This window comes from Streptomyces inhibens (genome assembly GCF_003389455.1).
GTDB classification, from domain to species: Bacteria; Actinomycetota; Actinomycetes; order Streptomycetales; family Streptomycetaceae; genus Streptomyces; species Streptomyces inhibens.
The window spans coordinates 1-15,158 of sequence record NZ_QUAC01000007.1; the positions used below are offsets into that span (position 1 = coordinate 1).

Here is a 15,158-nt window from a genome sequence, read left to right on the forward strand (position 1 = left end):
GCCCGGCCTCCGCGCCGGCGGCCGGGGTGAGCGTGCCGTGCGCGACCCCCCACGCCCAGGCCGCCTGCCGCGCCGCACCCAGCGCCGCGTACTCCGCCGGCTGCGGCACCACGACCTGCACCCCGAACAGCCCCGGCGCCACCGCCTGGATCGCGCCCAGCTCCGCGGCCGCACCCAGCAGGAACACCCGGCGCACCGCGACACCCCGCCCGCGCAGCACATCCAGCGCATCCGCGAGACCGCAGAGCATGCCCTCCACGGCCGCCCGTGCCAGATGCTCGGGCTTCATGCTCTCCCGCCGCATGCCGTGCAACGACCCGGCGGTGTGCGGCAGATGAGGCGTCCGCTCGCCCTCCAGATAGGGCAGCAGCACCATGCCGTACGCACCGGGCGACGACTTCAGTGCCAGATCGGACAGGCCCTCCAGATCAGTCCCCAGCATCTCCGCGGCGCCGCGCAGCACCCGCACCGCGTTGCTGGTGTGCACCACCGGCAGATGCCGCCCGGTGGCGTCCGCGAACGAGGTGATCGTGCCGCTCGGATCGACCAGCGCCTCGTGATGGATCCCGAAGACCGACCCCGAGGCGCCCAGCGACACCACGGCGTCACCCTCGCCGACACCGAGCCCGAAGGCGGCCGCCATCGTCTCGCCCGTACCGGCGGAGATCAGCAGCCCCTCCGGGGTGAAACCGGCGGTCCCGGAGGGGCCCAGCACCTCCGGCAGCCGCACCTGATGGCCCAGCGCCAGCTCGATCAGATCCGGCCGGTACGACTCGGTCGCCGCCGACCAGAACCCGGTCGCCGAGGCCCCGCCGCGGTCCGTCGTACGCCGCGCCGGCCGCCCCAGCAGCTGCCAGGCCAGCCAGTCGTGCGGCTGCATGACCTCCGCTATCCGGGCCGCATGCGCCGGCTCGGTACGCGCCAGCCAGCGCAGCTTCGTCACCAGGTGCGCCGCCTGCGGCACCGCCCCGACGGCCTGCGCCCACGCGGTACGCCCGCCCAGCGAGTCGACCAGGTCCGCGGCCGCGCTCTGCGCCCGCTTGTCATTGCCCACCAGCGCGGGCCGTACGAGATTGCCCTCGACGTCCAGCGGCAGCAGACCGTGCTGCTGCGCCGCGACGCCGATCGCCTGCACCCCTTCGAGCAGCCCATTGCCCGCTGCCTCGCCGAGTGACATCAGCCATGCCTGCGGATCGGCCTCGGGCCCCTTCTCGACAGGGTGCGGCGCATACCCCTGCCTGATGACGGCACCCGTGTCCGCATCGCAGACGACGATCCGTGTGCTCTCGGACGAACTGTCCAATCCGGCGACTATCCCCATGGCCCCAGATGATGCCCCATGGGACGCATAAGGAAAGAGTCAGGGTTTGCCCCGGGAGGGTGCCGCGCCGGGTTCGGCCTCAGGTGTTGCTCGTGCCCCACTCGTCCTCGTCGGAGGCGCGCTGCTCCCGCAGCGAGCGGACCCGGTCGCTGACGGGCCCGGGCAGCCGGTCCCCGACCTTGGCGGAAACAGCCCCGAACGCCTTCGCCGCCGTCTCCCGCCCCGTCAGCGCCACGGTCTCGGCGCTGTTGCGGACCGCCGGATTCTGCGCGACCCGCTGGGCGGCCTTGCGGAGCTGCTCGTACCGCTCGCGGCCGGCCCGTGCGCCGAGCACGTACCCCGTGGCCAGTCCCGCGATGAACGTGAGCCGGTAGCGCATCGCTCCACCTTTCCCTCTCGTCGGTCCCGTCCGGTGCCGTACGCACCGGGGTGCCGGGCTGTGCCGCGCGCCTACCCTCCGGGGCCGGAGATCACCCGAGGTGACCTGAGGCGATACCGATTGGCGGAGCACCCCCCTGCTTGCGCTAATGTATGTGTCGCAGCGAGCGCGCGCCGTCCGGAGCCCCGGACAGCGGTGCATTCGAGGCACACAGAGCAATCCCCTGTAGCTCAATTGGCAGAGCAGCCGGCTGTTAACCGGCAGGTTACTGGTTCGAGTCCAGTCGGGGGAGCTCGGTCCCCTGTAGCTCAATTGGCAGAGCATTCGGCTGTTAACCGGAGGGTTACTGGTTCGAGTCCAGTCGGGGGAGCAGAGAGAACGAGGACCCCGCAAGGGGTCCTTTTTCTTGTGCCGTGGAACCGAATCCCCAATGATCGAAGTCCTCTTGGGCGTGCGCGGTCGCGCGACGGCGGCCCTCACGGGCAGCAGATCGTATGAGCAGCTATGCTGCGGCAGACGGCGCGCACAAATGTGCGCGACGCGCCGTGAGGGGGCGGTAGCTCAGCCGGTTAGAGCAGCGGACTCATAATCCGTCGGCCGTGGGTTCGAGTCCCACCCGCCCCACTCGGCAGGTCGCTGACCTGCCGAACATGCTCTGACGGAGATTCCGATCTGGAACTCCTGACCAACGGATTGAATCCGCTGGTCAGGGGTTCGGTTCGCGCCCTTCTCGGATCATTGGAGCCACGCTGACCTGCGTAGGTTTGGCGACTCGTGGTCGTCGTGAGCCGTGTCGGGTGGCCCTTCGATGGTGGAGGGGACGCGGTTCGGGACGCCGGCAGGACGCGGGCTACCGGACGGTCACTGTCACGCGGACCTGCGGTGAATCGACCGTCCACGGCGGTCGGCGGGAGATCGTCGCCCCCGGCTGGTGGACCGCGGGGCCGCACGCCTCGCGCTGGACAACCGTCTGGAAGCCCTGGTGACTCAGCCGGGCGCTCTGGAACGCTCCGGGGTGATGCACGGCGAGCAGGTGATCGATTCGGTTACTTGGACACATCTGTGCGAGAGCTGCGTCCCGCAGGCTGTCGCGGTGCACGCCACGAGCTATCAGCTGAAGGCGATCAATCGCGAGGAGCATCGTGCATTCGTCATGCGCCGGCTCGCAGTCGGTCATATGCAGGTTCCCTCATGGGGGACGTGAAGCCGGACTGGCGGGCGGAGTGCCTGGGCTGGTTTGACCAACAGGACCGCCTCGTCGGTACGCGTCTGGCCAGATGGGATGGCTGTCCGACCGTGACCGGACAGGGGTGTGCCGGACCGCTGACGGGGGCGGGTGACGGCATCGCTGGGAGGCGCCTGGCGCGGAGGGTTGGCCAGCTAGCTGGACATCGATGCCGACGCTGAAGGCACCGTGGCCGCCGAGGACATCGTCACCAGGTAGAGGCACCGCCTATGGCACCGGCTGAAACCAGACCAAGCCCGCCTGCCTCGACTGGTAGAGGTGCGGTACCGGTCCCGCCGGGGGGCGGGAACAGTTTTCATCCTGCTGCTCGCGCCAGACCGACGGCGGTGAAGGGCCCGCGTGGGCTCAGCGCAGCGTTCACCGAGGCACCTGACTCCCAAGCTGGACCACCGTCCTTGCACTGCGTACTCGATGAGACTTGCTGGCTGCGGGGTGCGTACCGCAGGCCTAAATGTCTCTTGAGGAACCGTCACCTAAATGACAGCGTCTACCTCCTTGTGGTGAATTGATCGACGGGGGGCTTGTTTCGCGTGGGTGTTGTGCTACCGGGCTGGGCGGACGAGATCCTCGACATCATCGGCGTTTCATGGCCGAATGTGGATGAGGACGACTACCGTGATATGGCTGATGCGCTGCGGGAGTTCGCGGACGACATCGATGGCGGTGCGAACGAGGCGCATGAAGCCATCCAGAGCCTCGTCGGCTCGGCGGGCGGTTCACTGGGAGTGGAGGCGCTCAACGCCCACTGGAGCAAGATCAACGGGAAGCATCTGAAGGGTCTCGCCGAGTGCGGACGCCTGGCCGGGACGGCCATGGACGGCGTGGCTTTGCTCATCGAGGGCGCCAAAATTGCCGCAATCGTTCAACTCGGCATTCTCGCCGCTGAGGTGGTCGCCGCTCAGGTCGCGGCTCCCTTCACATTCGGCCTGTCCGAGTTGGGAGCACTGGCGGGCACTCAGGCCACGCGCCTGGCAGTACGCAGGATCATCAAAGAGGTGTGTCAGCAGGTCGTCGAGCAGGTGGTCAGTGCCGCCCTGACCCCTGTTGAGGAAGCTCTTGGTGCGATGGTCGGCGATCTGGTGGTGCAGCTCGGGGCCAACGCCCTTGGTATGCAGAAGGGCGTTGACCTCGGCCATGCGGCCCAGGCGGGCAAGGACGCTGGGAAGTCCGCCGCTACCGATATGCAGCTGCTGAGCGCCGGCGGTGGGAGCGGTGGGGGAGGGGGAGGCGGTGGTGGTGGTGCCGGCGGCGGCTTCACCTTCGATCCTGACGCCCATGACAGTGCTGTCACCGGACTGCAGAGTGCCGGTGGCACCTTCCGTAACAAAGCCGGCGGCAAGCTCGGGCGAGCCAAGAGCCACCATGGGCGCACCCGCGGCAAGGACGTCATCGCCAACGCCGCCGCTCCGATGATCGACAAGGTCATGGACGGACTGGAGAAGGGCGTCAAGAGGACAGCCACGCATCTCGACGAGGCTATGACCGGCGGCGTCAAGAAGATGGCCAAGAACCATCGAGACAACGACGACGAGACCGCCCTGTCGATAGCCAAGCTGCGCAAGCGGGACGACGGTACACCGATGTACCTGATGGGGGACGACGGAACGGTCAGGCGCCTACGCTCCGACGGGTCGACGGACAAATTGACCGATGACGATAAGAAGCGCATCGGCCTCCAGTTTGACGGCGACAATGTTGGTAGGGCCCAGGCCGGCGAACCCTCGCTCAAGCTTCAGGGAAAGAAGAAGCCCCGTCCCCTCACAGGTTCGAAGCAGGTTGAGCTTGGCAGCACGCCGCTGTCCCGGGCCACCCAACTCGCCCGCCACGCAGACGGTAGCTACGGCAACCACAAGCAGGTCAACGGTAAGGATAAATTTGAGAGCAACAACTATGCCGCCGCCCGCTTCGAAAGCAGCGACAAAAATGGAGACTTCATACTGGTCGCGCGAAGCTCAGGATTCAGGCACTCCGAAAGAATGATCGGCTTCCCGACCATGCGAGACGGGGCAGGGGGGAGGATGAGCGAGCTGTACACAGAACGTGCCCCGTGTTCGTCAGGGGCTAACTGCAGTGCATGGATGAAAGAAAGGTTACCGCATGTTCAAGTGACGCACAGCGTCGAATACGGCTCCACAGCTCAGTCCCGAGCGCAAGGTAATGCGGACATGATGAATTATCTGGATCGCCTGAAGGCGAATAAACACAGGTAGTGAAGCTCCCCTCCCATTTACCTCCGGGCATCAAAACCCGCTTCATAAATGATAGTATCGAACCGCCCATATCGCGATCGACAGAGTAGGTCACGGCATGACGACTCCCATCGACCGGGACACCCTTGAAGCCGAGTTCGGCCCTGACGAGCTGGTGACCCTACCGGCGGGACTGCTGGAGGGTATCCAGCACGAACCAAGCTTGCACTTCTTGCGCCACGTCGGCATTCCATCCCGCCCCAACCCCTGGTTCGACCTGATCGAAGCGACTACGGAAGAACTCCAGACGGTGGGCGACTGCTATGACGATCTGGATGAATCCTGGACAAACCTTCCCGGCCACGCCGAAAACTGGCTGCTGCTCGGCATGATTCCCTACGACGACATCGCCCTGGACGGCACCACGGGGGTCATCTATTGCCTCCCAGCCGACGAGGAAGAGGTCTATCCGCTCAACAGGGACCTCTATGCTTTCGCTCACTTCCTGTATCTCCTTGAGAAGGAGCGGACGAACTGGGATTTCGAATCAGAACAGGATTCCCTCGATGCGGAAGGGGCTACCCGGCGGCTGAATGACCAGATGCGGGAAATCGACCCCGAAGCTCTGGAGGCAGATCATTCGCGGTGGCATGACATTCTGGAATATGTGGCCTACCCTGAATCTCGATAGAATACCCGCCCCTGCTGGAGGCTGGAACCATTTCCAGTAATTAAGTCAGACAGATCGCGAGGAGATTTCCATGGCTGCCCTTGACGGCGGAATGAGACATTTCGTGGATGCGGCGGCTGGTGATCCGTTCAGCACACCCGAGAGTGTCCGCCGAATCGCAGACGTAGCTGTTCCCTGGCAAGTCGGTCCCTACTTCTCCACCACTGCCACTGACCCCGTTGCCCTCGGGGAGTACGCAGCCTCCGTCGGGCAGGATGCGGAAGCGGACGAGCAGGGTTTGGCGCGCGTCGGCACTGACCACGGATACGAGATCTGCGCTGATCGCACGGGTGCCATGCGTGCCGTACTCCTCGGCTACGACGAGTCACTCCGGTTTGTGAACTCCTCGCCTGAAAACTTCGCCCAGTCCCTCCTTGAACTGGACCAGGCGCTGCGCGCCATCCTTGGGACCGACCAACCTCAAACCGCCGCGGATGCGTTTGCGCGGGCGGAGCGGCGGCTGCGCCGTCTGGACCCAGCTGCCTTCGCCGACCGCGAGAGCTGGTGGCCGCTCGTACTGGATGACATCCGCGACACGGCTGGCACAGAGTGGTACGCCGCCTTCGAATACGTCGGTGCCAACGGCCAGAACCAGATCGTCACCCGGGCCGGGAGTGTCAGCCTCCACCCTGAGGAACGCCTGTGGTCCGCCCTCAGCGGATCGGGGATCGAGCCCGACCAAGTGGTGAAGATCCACACAGAGTTGGAACCGTGCTTCCTGCCGGGCCACTACTGCGCCCTGTGGATGGCCCAGACCTTCCCGCACGCCGAACTGACCCACAACTTCCCCTACGGCGAGTCGGCTGAATCCCGTGCCGAGGGCATCCGCCTCCTCCGCGAGGCCGCAGCGCAGCCTTCCTAATGGTCACGGACGAGGGGGACCATACGATGACGACTGCAAGTGCCACATCAGCACCCGACATGGCGGCATGGCCGCCGCTAGATCCACACCGCGCACACGTTGGCCGTGCACTGCTCGACTGGACGGCCACGACCGACGACAGCCTTCCGCGACTGTGCCTCCTGCGGGGTGGGCGGGCGAGCGGCAAAAGCCATCTGCTCGCATGGTTCCTCGCCGGGTCGGCCAGTCATCCCCGCACCGCCGCCCACGCCGCCGTACCGTCGGACGGACTCACCGCCGACGCCCTCGCCTGGGAGATGGGCCGTCAACTCGGCTACGGCCCCGTGCCGCCGCACCGCCTCCTGAACCGTGTAGCCGCCGACCAACGGCCCCTGCTGCTCTTGGTGCCCGACTTCCATCTTGCCGGGCGTGGACACCCCGACCAGCCGTCAGCCGCCTCTCAGAAGATCGTCGACGAACTCCTCTCCTCGCTTGTGCAGTTCCCTCATGTGCGAGCTGTCGTAGAGGCCGGTTCAACGGACCTTCTCAGTACCTTGGACCATCACGTCATCGACCTTGGCGAAGCACCGTTCCCCGGCGCCGCACGCCCGAACACCGCAGCACCAGACTTCGCGTCCCTCTTCGCCGCCATCCCCCGCACCGTCGATGGCAGGCCGGACTGGAGCCAAGCTCCCCACACGGTCCGGAAACACATCCTCGACACCGCACTCCACGCAGACGACGACGGCGCAGCCGTCCGGGCTTTGCTCGCCGACCCGGGGTTCCTGATTCACGGCTCGGCCACGGCAATCACCACCGCGCTCCACAGCACCGCCACCCCGGCCCCGTCCGGCCTGCGCGTGATCTGGGAACGCGCCGCCCCACAACTTTCCTCCGTCGACCACAGCGACACCGAACGGGGTGCCCTGCTGCACGCTGCATCCCTCGGAACCAGCCCCACCCTCAGCGAGTACCTGCGCCCCCTCGCCGATCAGCACTGCTGGACCGCCACCTGGGCGCAGCACGGGGTGCCTGCCGCTACGCACTCTCAACTGCCAGGAAATGAGGGCCAGCTACTGGTTTCCGACCCCCTGGGCCGGCTGCACACGCACGACCCAGCCACGGGGCACCGCACCGGAATACTGCCTTCACCTCCTGCCATCCGTCCCTCCGGCATCGCAGGGTCCGGCACCGACGCACTGTTGATTCTCGACGAAACCGGGCCGCTGCACCCTCTCACGTCCGACGAGGAGGGCATGGCCGCCACCGTGCTCGGGCACATCGCCTCCCATCACAGCCACGCCCTGCTCACGTCGGACACCCACCGGCCCACGGCTCTCGGCTCCTGCCCTCAGTCGTCCCTGGCAGCCATTGGTGACGCCAGCGGCACTGTTCACCTCTGGTCCCTGGCCGAATACCGGCCGACCCCCCAGACCTGGCGCCTACATACGGTCCCCGTCACGGCCGTCACCTGCCTGCGGCTACCCGACGAAGACCTCACCTTCGCCATCAGCGCCGCCTTCGACGGCTCGATCCGCCTGTGGGAAACCTCCCAGCGCCCGATGGAGTCCCCTGTCGACCAACGCCCAGCCCTCGTCACGGCCCTCGCTGCCGCCAGCACTCCTGCCGGCCCGCTCCTCGCCGCCGCGTGGAACGACTCCGAAATCCACCTCTGGCACATTCTGAGCGGGAAGGTCCAGATACTGCCACTTCTCTACCGTTGCAGTGCCCTTGCGCTCACACCCACAGGGCAACTGACCGTCAGTGGCCCTGACGGCTTCCACGCGATACGACTCGACCTTGACCGACTCTGGGCCTGACCGATCATTCAGCCAGGAACAGGTGGGCGGCGCTCACGAGGGTGACGTGGGGGTGCCAAGCCGCGTTTCCGGAGACGGCGTCCAGGTAAAGAGGTGAGCGCTGGCGTCAGGTCGACTGGTCCATCCTGGACGTGTTCGGGACGCAGTCGGGACACAAGGACAGGAAGCTGGCGTTGGGTCGACACCGCCTAGTACAAACTGACCCAGCGGGGTCAGCATCGCGCGGCAGGAGCGATCGACCTGTTGGTGTGTGCGACCGCGGTCCACCACGGGCATACCGTCCTCCATGTGGACAACGACTTCGCGACGGTGGCCGGAGTGCTCAAGGAAGTTCAGCAGCGAGACGTACGAGCCTGATCTCCTGGGGCCGGTCCACGGTGTCCGCCTCTTGGCCTCTCGCTGATCGATGTCCAAGTCACTGTCCCAAGACTGTGAACCTGGTCGGTTCACTGAGCGCAGCCGTCGCACCGTCCAGATCTGCGAGTCGTGCGGCCAGGGTGGCCTCCGCGAGCCGGGTTGGCAGTGCGGCGCTGAACTTGAGGCCGTTCAGCGCATGCGCATCCACTGTGGGAAGGCACAGTTGATCGGCGGCCTCCGAAATGACCTTCCTCCATTCCGTGGGCGTCACGTCCTCGCGAAGTCGGATACAGGTATCGGTTGGCCTCTGCAGCGGATCGGCGACCGTGGTGAGTGTGGCGGCCAGGGTCGCGTTGGCCCGGTAGCCGGCCCAGGTCCACCAGCGCACGTTGGTGTCGCGCCCGCCCCTTACGACTACTGTCCCGTCGGGGTGGACCAGTTCCGAGCTGCTCTCGCGTGCTTGGGCGAGCGCGGTCTTGGCGCGCCCGGTGAGGGTGACCGGCGGGTCCGCGCCGAGGAACACTTCCCGTGCCGCGCGAGTCAGTTCGTACGACGCGGTCCGGCCGGAACCTGTTCCTCCCCAGCGCGCCTTGCCGCCGCCGTCGACCGGTTCGACGAAGCATCGCCGCCGGGACCAGTCGATGTACGTCACCTGCCAGCTCTGTCCGGCGAGGAGCAGACGCCGAGGACCCGTCACTTCTTCGGTCAGCAGCGCGGGATTGGTCGTGCCGATCTCGGTACGGCCCGAGAGGACCGTGAATTCCGGAGCCGCGGTGAACACCGCGGTGAGGTCCATGAAGTGCCGGTAGCCGAAGCGGCGTTCCGCCTCGGGGCCGATGAACAGCATCCCTCCGTCCCGGTCCAGGAACCCCTCCTCGATCAGGTGGCGCACGATGGGCTCGGCCGAGGTTCCGAAGGGGCCAAGCCCTCCCCACCATTCCTGCCACAGTCGGTCTCCGACCCGGTGCTCCTGGAGGCAGAGGGCCAGTACTTGTTGGGCGACGATGTGCCGGGGCTCTGGTGGGGCCATCACTGGCTCCACCCAGCCGCGTGACCACAGCAGTAGCAGGGCTGCCGCACCGATCAGTCCGTCCTCGTCGACGGTGAGGAACAGGCAGTTACGGGTGGAACCTGGCCGCCGGCCGGTACGGCCAAGCCGCTGGAGGAAGGAAGCCACGGTGGCGGGCGCATCGATCTGGATGACGCGGTCCAAGTCGCCTACGTCGATCCCGAGTTCCAGGGTGCTGGTCGAGACGATCACGCAGTCGCGTGCTTCGGCGAAGGCTTCCTCTGCTCGCCGCCGTTCATCCACTGACAGGGACGCGTGGGACAGGAAGGTGGTCACGCCCTTGGCCCGCAGGCTCTCTCCGAGCTTTTCGACCTGTCGGCGTGATTCGCAGAACACCAGCCGCTTCTCGCCGCGGTGCAGGGCAGCGATCACAGTGGCCGCGTTCTCCAGGGAGCCCACGTAGTCGACCTGGATGTCGCCGGGTGGTGGCAGTGCAGGGGATTCCTCGCGAAGGTGCGGGGCAATGACCCGCGCGGAGCGGTGTCCGGTCCCTGAGCCCTGTAGCCAGGCGAGCAACTGATCCGGGTTTCCCACCGTCGCGGAAAGCCCGATGCGTTGTACCGGTCGTCCAACGACCCGCTGCAGTCGCTCGAGTACGGCCAGCAGGTGCCATCCCCGGTCATCCCCCGCAAAGGCGTGCACCTCGTCGACGATGATGGCCTGGAGTCCGGAGAAGAATGCCCGGTGATCGACATTGGTGCTGACGAGCATCGCTTCCAGTGATTCCGGTGTGGTCAGCAGTACGTCCGGCCGGTCCCGCAGAATCTTCTTACGGCGCGGCTGCGACACGTCTCCATGCCACAGGGCGGCGGTCCGCCCCAGCCAGGAGGTGTACGTCTCCAGGCGCGGCAGAAGGTTGTTCAACAGCGCCTTCAGCGGACAGACATACAGCACCGAGGTGCCGGTCCAGTCCTCCTGCGCCATCTTCGAAAGCAGTGGGAAGGATGCGGCCTCAGTCTTGCCGCCGGCGGTCGGGGCCAAGAGAACAGCGTCCATGCCGTCGAGCAGCGGCTCGATCGCCTCCTCCTGCAGAGGGCGGAGCCCTGGCCATCCCAGGGTGTTGACGATGTGATGGACCAGTCCGGGATGCAACCGGTCGAGTGGCTCGGGGGCGCCTGTCACGGCAGCTCCAGCTCGATCTCGTCGGCGCTGTCGGCTGCCGCGTTGCGCTCGACCTCGCTCAGCTCGGTGGCGTTCACTGTCAGCGCGTAGTGCTTGCGCGGGTCGAATTCGTCGAATTCGTCGACCCGGTCCAGTACGTCCGCGACGAGCTTGCGCAGGAACAGCCGTGGGGCGATCCCGGCCCGTCCGCCGAGCTTGCCTGTCATGGCGGTGGCCAGTTCGGCGACGTACGCATCGTCGACCCGTGCGGCGATGCGCTCAGGGTTCTTGGCCGCGCCCGCGTACAAGTCTCTTACAGAACGGCCCAGTTCGCCGAGTCGCGCGAGGTCGAAGCCGGTCAGCCGTAACTGGACCGCCCGCGGTGAATCGAAGCGCGGATCGGTCGAGAAGTCCGTCGCCAGCCGCTGCGCGAGCGGTGGGAGTCGCTGTACGCCTTGCTGTCCGTCATAGAAGGCGGGGGTGCCGGTGATCACCAGGAAGAGTCCGGGGAAGCGACCTGCGTCGATCTCGTCGAGAAGCTGACGCAGTGCGTTCAGCCCCTTCTCCCTTACGTCCCCCCGGACCCTTTGCAAGGTCTCGATCTCGTCCAGGACCACCAGGAGCCCGGGGTGCCCACAGTCCTTCAGTACGGTGAGCAGCCCCTGGAGGAAGCCGAGCGCCGCGAAGTGGTCCAGGTCTCCGCGGACCCCTGCGGTCCGTCGCGCTGAGGCGGCCACCGATTTCTGGCCGCCGAGCCAGGCGATCACAGCCTCGGCGGTCGCCGAATCCCCGGCGAGCGTGGCCTTGCGGTAGCCGCGCAGAGCCGCTGAGAACGCTGGCGTGGTCTGTGCGACCGCACGCAGTCGTTCCTCCAGCAGGTCCTCGACTGCCGCCTCCAACGCCTGGTTGTCCTCGGCGAGTTCGGGATGTGCCTCGTCTACCTCTTCCTCAAGGGTGTAGAACCATCCGTCGATCACCGAGCGCAGCGCACTGGCCGGTTCGGTCGCAGTGGTCAGCCGCTCGGTGAGCCGGCGGTAGACGGTCTCCAGCTTGTGTAGCGGGGTCTCCGTCTCAGAGATCTGGATCTCGGCGGTGGCGAGCCCGGACCGCTTGGCCCGTTCGGCGAGCCAGCGTGCGAAGAAGGTCTTGCCGGACCCGTACTCGCCGCGGATCGCGTGGAAGGACGCGCCGCCCGATGCGATCGTGGAGATCCGCTCATCCAGGGCGGGCGCGAAACGCTCCAGGCCGACCGCGAACAGGTCGAGTCCCGACTGCGGCACGGTCCCGCGCCGCAGCGCGTCGATGACCTCGCGGCAGCGGGCCGCGCTGACGGATGCGGCGCTCACACGCTCTCCTCGGGCAGCTCGAACTGCTCGCGCAGCGTCTCACGGTTGAGCCGGACCCTGGTCCGGGAGTCGATCAGACTGATGACCTCGTAGCCCTCGATGTTCAGCAACCGGGTCAGCACGGTCACAAGGCCCTCGGGTCGGGTGTTCGTACGGCCACCCGAGCCGATGGCGGCCGCTGCGACCGCCGCGAGCGAGAGCGTGCCGCCCGCGTGGTCGAGCGCGTCGATGACGGAGGCCACCACCTTGTGCTCCGGCGACTTGCGGACGAACTTGCGCTGATGCTTGTAGATCGTGGTGTCGAGGATCTGCTGGCCGAGCGTGAGCATGGCCGGTTCCGCCGGTGGGGCGGCGGCGGGCACCTTGACCGCGTCGTCGGCGAAGAGCTCGCCTTCCTGCGGCCGTGGTTTCGGCTTGGCCTGCGCCGCCCTCTTCGCCGGCCTGACGGGGGTGGGGACGGGCGCGGATGGGGTCTCCGCCTCCCACCACGACGGTTGTATGGACTCGCGTGGCAGCTCGCTCCACTCCGCGGGTGCCAGTTCGGCCGACGGTGCCAGGACCAGTACAGGTACCGTCATCTCAGCGAGCGCAGCACCGCCGTGGTACCCGGCCTTGCGCGGGGTGTAACGGATCTCCTCCGACCAGGGCACGGTGACCCGGCCGTCGTTCTCCAGTACCCGGGGTCCGGAAAGCGCGATCTCGCCTTCACCGGCCTCTGCCCCTGTACGCCAGCGGGCCGACTCCACACCTTCGGCGGCCGGCGGCCTGACCTCGACTTTCGTCCGGTCCAGCACATGCCCGTGGTCGGACACCAGTACCACCGGACGCCCTTGCCCACGCGCGGAGTTGAGGAGCTCGGCGAGGTACTTCACCCGGCTCACCGACCAGTCGGCGAGTGCGCTCCGCTGCCCGTGATCGAGACTCTCGCCGATCGTGTTCAGTACGACACCGACCACGTCGTCCGAGGCGATCGCCGCGACCAGTCGTGGATCGAGCAGCTGCCCGTCCGGTCCGGGGATCTCGCTCTTGTGGAAGAGCACCGCCGCGTGCCGGTGCTGTTTCCAGAAGGCGGTGAACCCGTCCTTCTCCACGCTCTGACCGCCCGACACCGGCCGTCCGCACAGCAAGGTCGCCCGGCTGATCACCGTCACCGAAGGGATCGTCGCGACGGCGGCGGCCCGCTGCCCGTCGCTGGACAGTTCGCTCCACCGCCCCGCGCCGGTCAGCTCCTCGCCGAGCTGGGCCGCGACCGCGCTGCTCATCCCGTTCAGGACGAGCACCAGCGGCGGCCGCACCTTCGCCAGTGGCAGTGCGATCGTCCGCAGGACATCCTCGATGGGCAGCGCCCCACCGGGCTGCGCGGCGGTGGCGCGCTGGACCCACGGACCGAGCTGAGCCGCGAACGCCTTATCGAGCAGGGCCCGCCGTCGTCGCGCCGCGTCGTGCACCGCGCGATACGCCTGCGCCAGCACGGGCTCGGTCTCTCCGTCGCCCACCCACAGTTGTGCCAGCGCCCGGTCCACCCACCCCCAGTCGGCGACATGCGCACTCACTGCCTGGCCGACCGAGGAAACGGCCGGTTCCGGTGCCTCCAGCCAGCGAAGCAGCCGTACTGCCATGCGCGCGAGCTCGACCCGCTTCGGGTAGAGGACGGCGGCGAGTTGATGCTCCACCACATGTTCCCAGGCGGCTTGAGCGGCCTGCGGCCCTTCGGACAGGGCGTCGGCCAGCCCGTGCAGCCGCGCTTGGAAGCCGGACGGAAGAAAGGGGTTGCCGGCCAGCGCGGCGGTCAGATGGGCGTTGTCTGCCAGCCGGTCAGCCTGGTGCAGCACATCCACAACCCACTGCCGGGCCTCCTCACTCTGCGGCCCCCGGCCCGAGGCCTCGCCGATCCAGCGGGTCAGGGTGCCTGACACCGCCCGTGCGTAGGCGCGCAGTTCGGAGGGCCGGGATCCCAACCCGAACACCGAGCCCAGTGCCACAGCCGCGTCGGCCGACGCCGTGTCCCCGGTCATGACGGACGCCAGCACACCCAACGCGGTGGCTTCGGGCCCCCGTCCCTGGAGCGCGAGCCGCAGCAGCACGGATGCAGCCTCGCCCGCACTCTGCGCCAGCCACTCGGTGATGCCCCGGCGTTCGGCCTCCGACAGCACGGCGAGGCGCTCGGGTCCGCCCGGCGTACGGGACCAGGCCAGCAGCGCGTCGACGTCCACCGACGCCCCTCCCTCGAAGAGGCCCTCAAGTCCGAGCCGCACCCCGACCAACGCGCGCATCGCTGCGTCCAGGGTGAGCACGGCGCCGTACTGCGGCCAGCCGCCCTGGGACGCATCGGCCTCGGCGTCGATCAGCGCGGCCGGCAGCCACAGCCACGGATCGCGTCGCATCCGCGGGTCGAGGTCGGCGGCGCCGAAGAGCTGCTTAACGATATCGGCCTCGTCGACGGCGATGATCTGCGAGCGCACCATCTCGCCCAGCAGATCGAGACTGATCCGTTCCCCCGGTACATCCGTGGTGACCACCAGCAAGTCCGCGCCCTCGGCGGCCAGATGGGCCTGCCAGGCGTCGGTGAGTCCGAGCACCGAGGTTGTGTGGGTGACCCGGACCTTGCGCCGTGTCCCGTCGCCGACCGGCACGCTGAACTCCTCGGGTCCACCCGCCGCGTACTTCCCGTGCACCAGCAGCAGCCGCCGGCCCTTGGTGCGGGCCAGCCGGGTGGTGAGCAGTCCGGTGATGACCCGCTGGTCGACTTCAGGCACGAG

The 15,158-nt window shown here is 67.5% G+C and carries 9 protein-coding genes, 3 tRNA genes and 2 pseudogenes; 9 read left to right on the plus strand and 5 right to left on the minus strand.

The genetic code is table 11. The features are described 5' to 3' along the window. Both DY245_RS00925 and DY245_RS00930 read right to left on the minus strand, forming a co-directional pair. The coding region (locus DY245_RS00925; protein ID WP_181923452.1) for an FGGY family carbohydrate kinase at window positions 1–1,321 on the minus strand (1,321 nt) is incomplete at its 3' end. Between the two features lie 79 nt (window positions 1,322–1,400). Further along, window positions 1,401–1,700 (minus strand): YtxH domain-containing protein, encoded by a 300-nt coding sequence (locus tag DY245_RS00930; RefSeq protein ID WP_128502435.1) that lies wholly within the window; start codon window positions 1,698–1,700, stop codon window positions 1,401–1,403. Window positions 1,701–1,919: 219 nt separating this feature from the next. On the opposite strand from DY245_RS00930, the gene DY245_RS00935 reads away from it, so the two are divergent. The 9 genes and pseudogenes from DY245_RS00935 to DY245_RS45635 form a co-directional block, all read left to right on the plus strand. Further along, a tRNA-Asn gene (locus DY245_RS00935) sits at window positions 1,920–1,992 on the plus strand. Window positions 1,993–1,997: 5 nt separating this feature from the next. After that, a tRNA-Asn gene (locus tag DY245_RS00940) sits at window positions 1,998–2,070 on the plus strand. 180 nt (window positions 2,071–2,250) lie between these two features. Next, window positions 2,251–2,324, plus strand: a tRNA-Ile gene (locus DY245_RS00945). A 529-nt stretch (window positions 2,325–2,853) separates the two neighbouring features. Continuing rightward, window positions 2,854–2,972 (plus strand): annotated as a pseudogene (locus tag DY245_RS48080) (peptidoglycan bridge formation protein FemAB); the annotation flags it as partial. Between the two features lie 504 nt (window positions 2,973–3,476). Next, the gene (locus tag DY245_RS44045) at window positions 3,477–5,156 is read left to right on the plus strand and encodes a nucleic acid/nucleotide deaminase domain-containing protein (RefSeq protein ID WP_181923453.1); all 1,680 of its coding nucleotides are present in this window, start codon (window positions 3,477–3,479) and stop codon (window positions 5,154–5,156) included. Between the two features lie 97 nt (window positions 5,157–5,253). Beyond that, window positions 5,254–5,826, plus strand: coding sequence for an SUKH-4 family immunity protein (locus DY245_RS00955; protein ID WP_128502436.1), 573 nt, complete (start codon window positions 5,254–5,256; stop codon window positions 5,824–5,826). Window positions 5,827–5,896: 70 nt separating this feature from the next. Continuing rightward, window positions 5,897–6,727, plus strand: coding sequence for a nucleic acid/nucleotide deaminase domain-containing protein (locus DY245_RS00960; protein ID WP_128502437.1), 831 nt, complete (start codon window positions 5,897–5,899; stop codon window positions 6,725–6,727). A 26-nt stretch (window positions 6,728–6,753) separates the two neighbouring features. After that, window positions 6,754–8,526 carry a WD40 repeat domain-containing protein gene (locus DY245_RS00965; RefSeq protein WP_128502438.1) on the plus strand — a complete coding sequence of 591 codons (1,773 nt, stop codon included), beginning with the start codon at window positions 6,754–6,756 and terminating at the stop codon, window positions 8,524–8,526. 165 nt (window positions 8,527–8,691) lie between these two features. Next, window positions 8,692–8,883: pseudogene (locus DY245_RS45635) on the plus strand (PIN domain-containing protein); the annotation flags it as partial. Window positions 8,884–8,941: 58 nt separating this feature from the next. Here DY245_RS45635 and DY245_RS00975 read toward each other — a convergent pair. The 3 genes from DY245_RS00975 to pglZ are packed head-to-tail and all read right to left on the minus strand — an operon-like array spanning window position 8,942 to window position 15,155. Beyond that, entirely contained in the window at window positions 8,942–11,074 is a 2,133-nt protein-coding gene (locus DY245_RS00975; protein WP_128502439.1) for a DEAD/DEAH box helicase, read from the minus strand. Beyond that, window positions 11,071–12,399, minus strand: a complete 1,329-nt coding sequence (gene brxD, locus DY245_RS00980) for a BREX system ATP-binding protein BrxD (RefSeq protein ID WP_128502440.1) — start codon at window positions 12,397–12,399, stop codon at window positions 11,071–11,073. Before brxD ends, DY245_RS00975 begins: the two co-directional genes overlap by 4 nt. Continuing rightward, window positions 12,396–15,155: a BREX-2 system phosphatase PglZ gene (gene pglZ, locus DY245_RS00985; protein WP_244942747.1), complete on the minus strand. Its 2,760-nt coding sequence runs from the start codon at window positions 15,153–15,155 to the stop codon at window positions 12,396–12,398. Before pglZ ends, brxD begins: the two co-directional genes overlap by 4 nt. Between the last annotated feature and the right edge of the window lie 3 nt (window positions 15,156–15,158).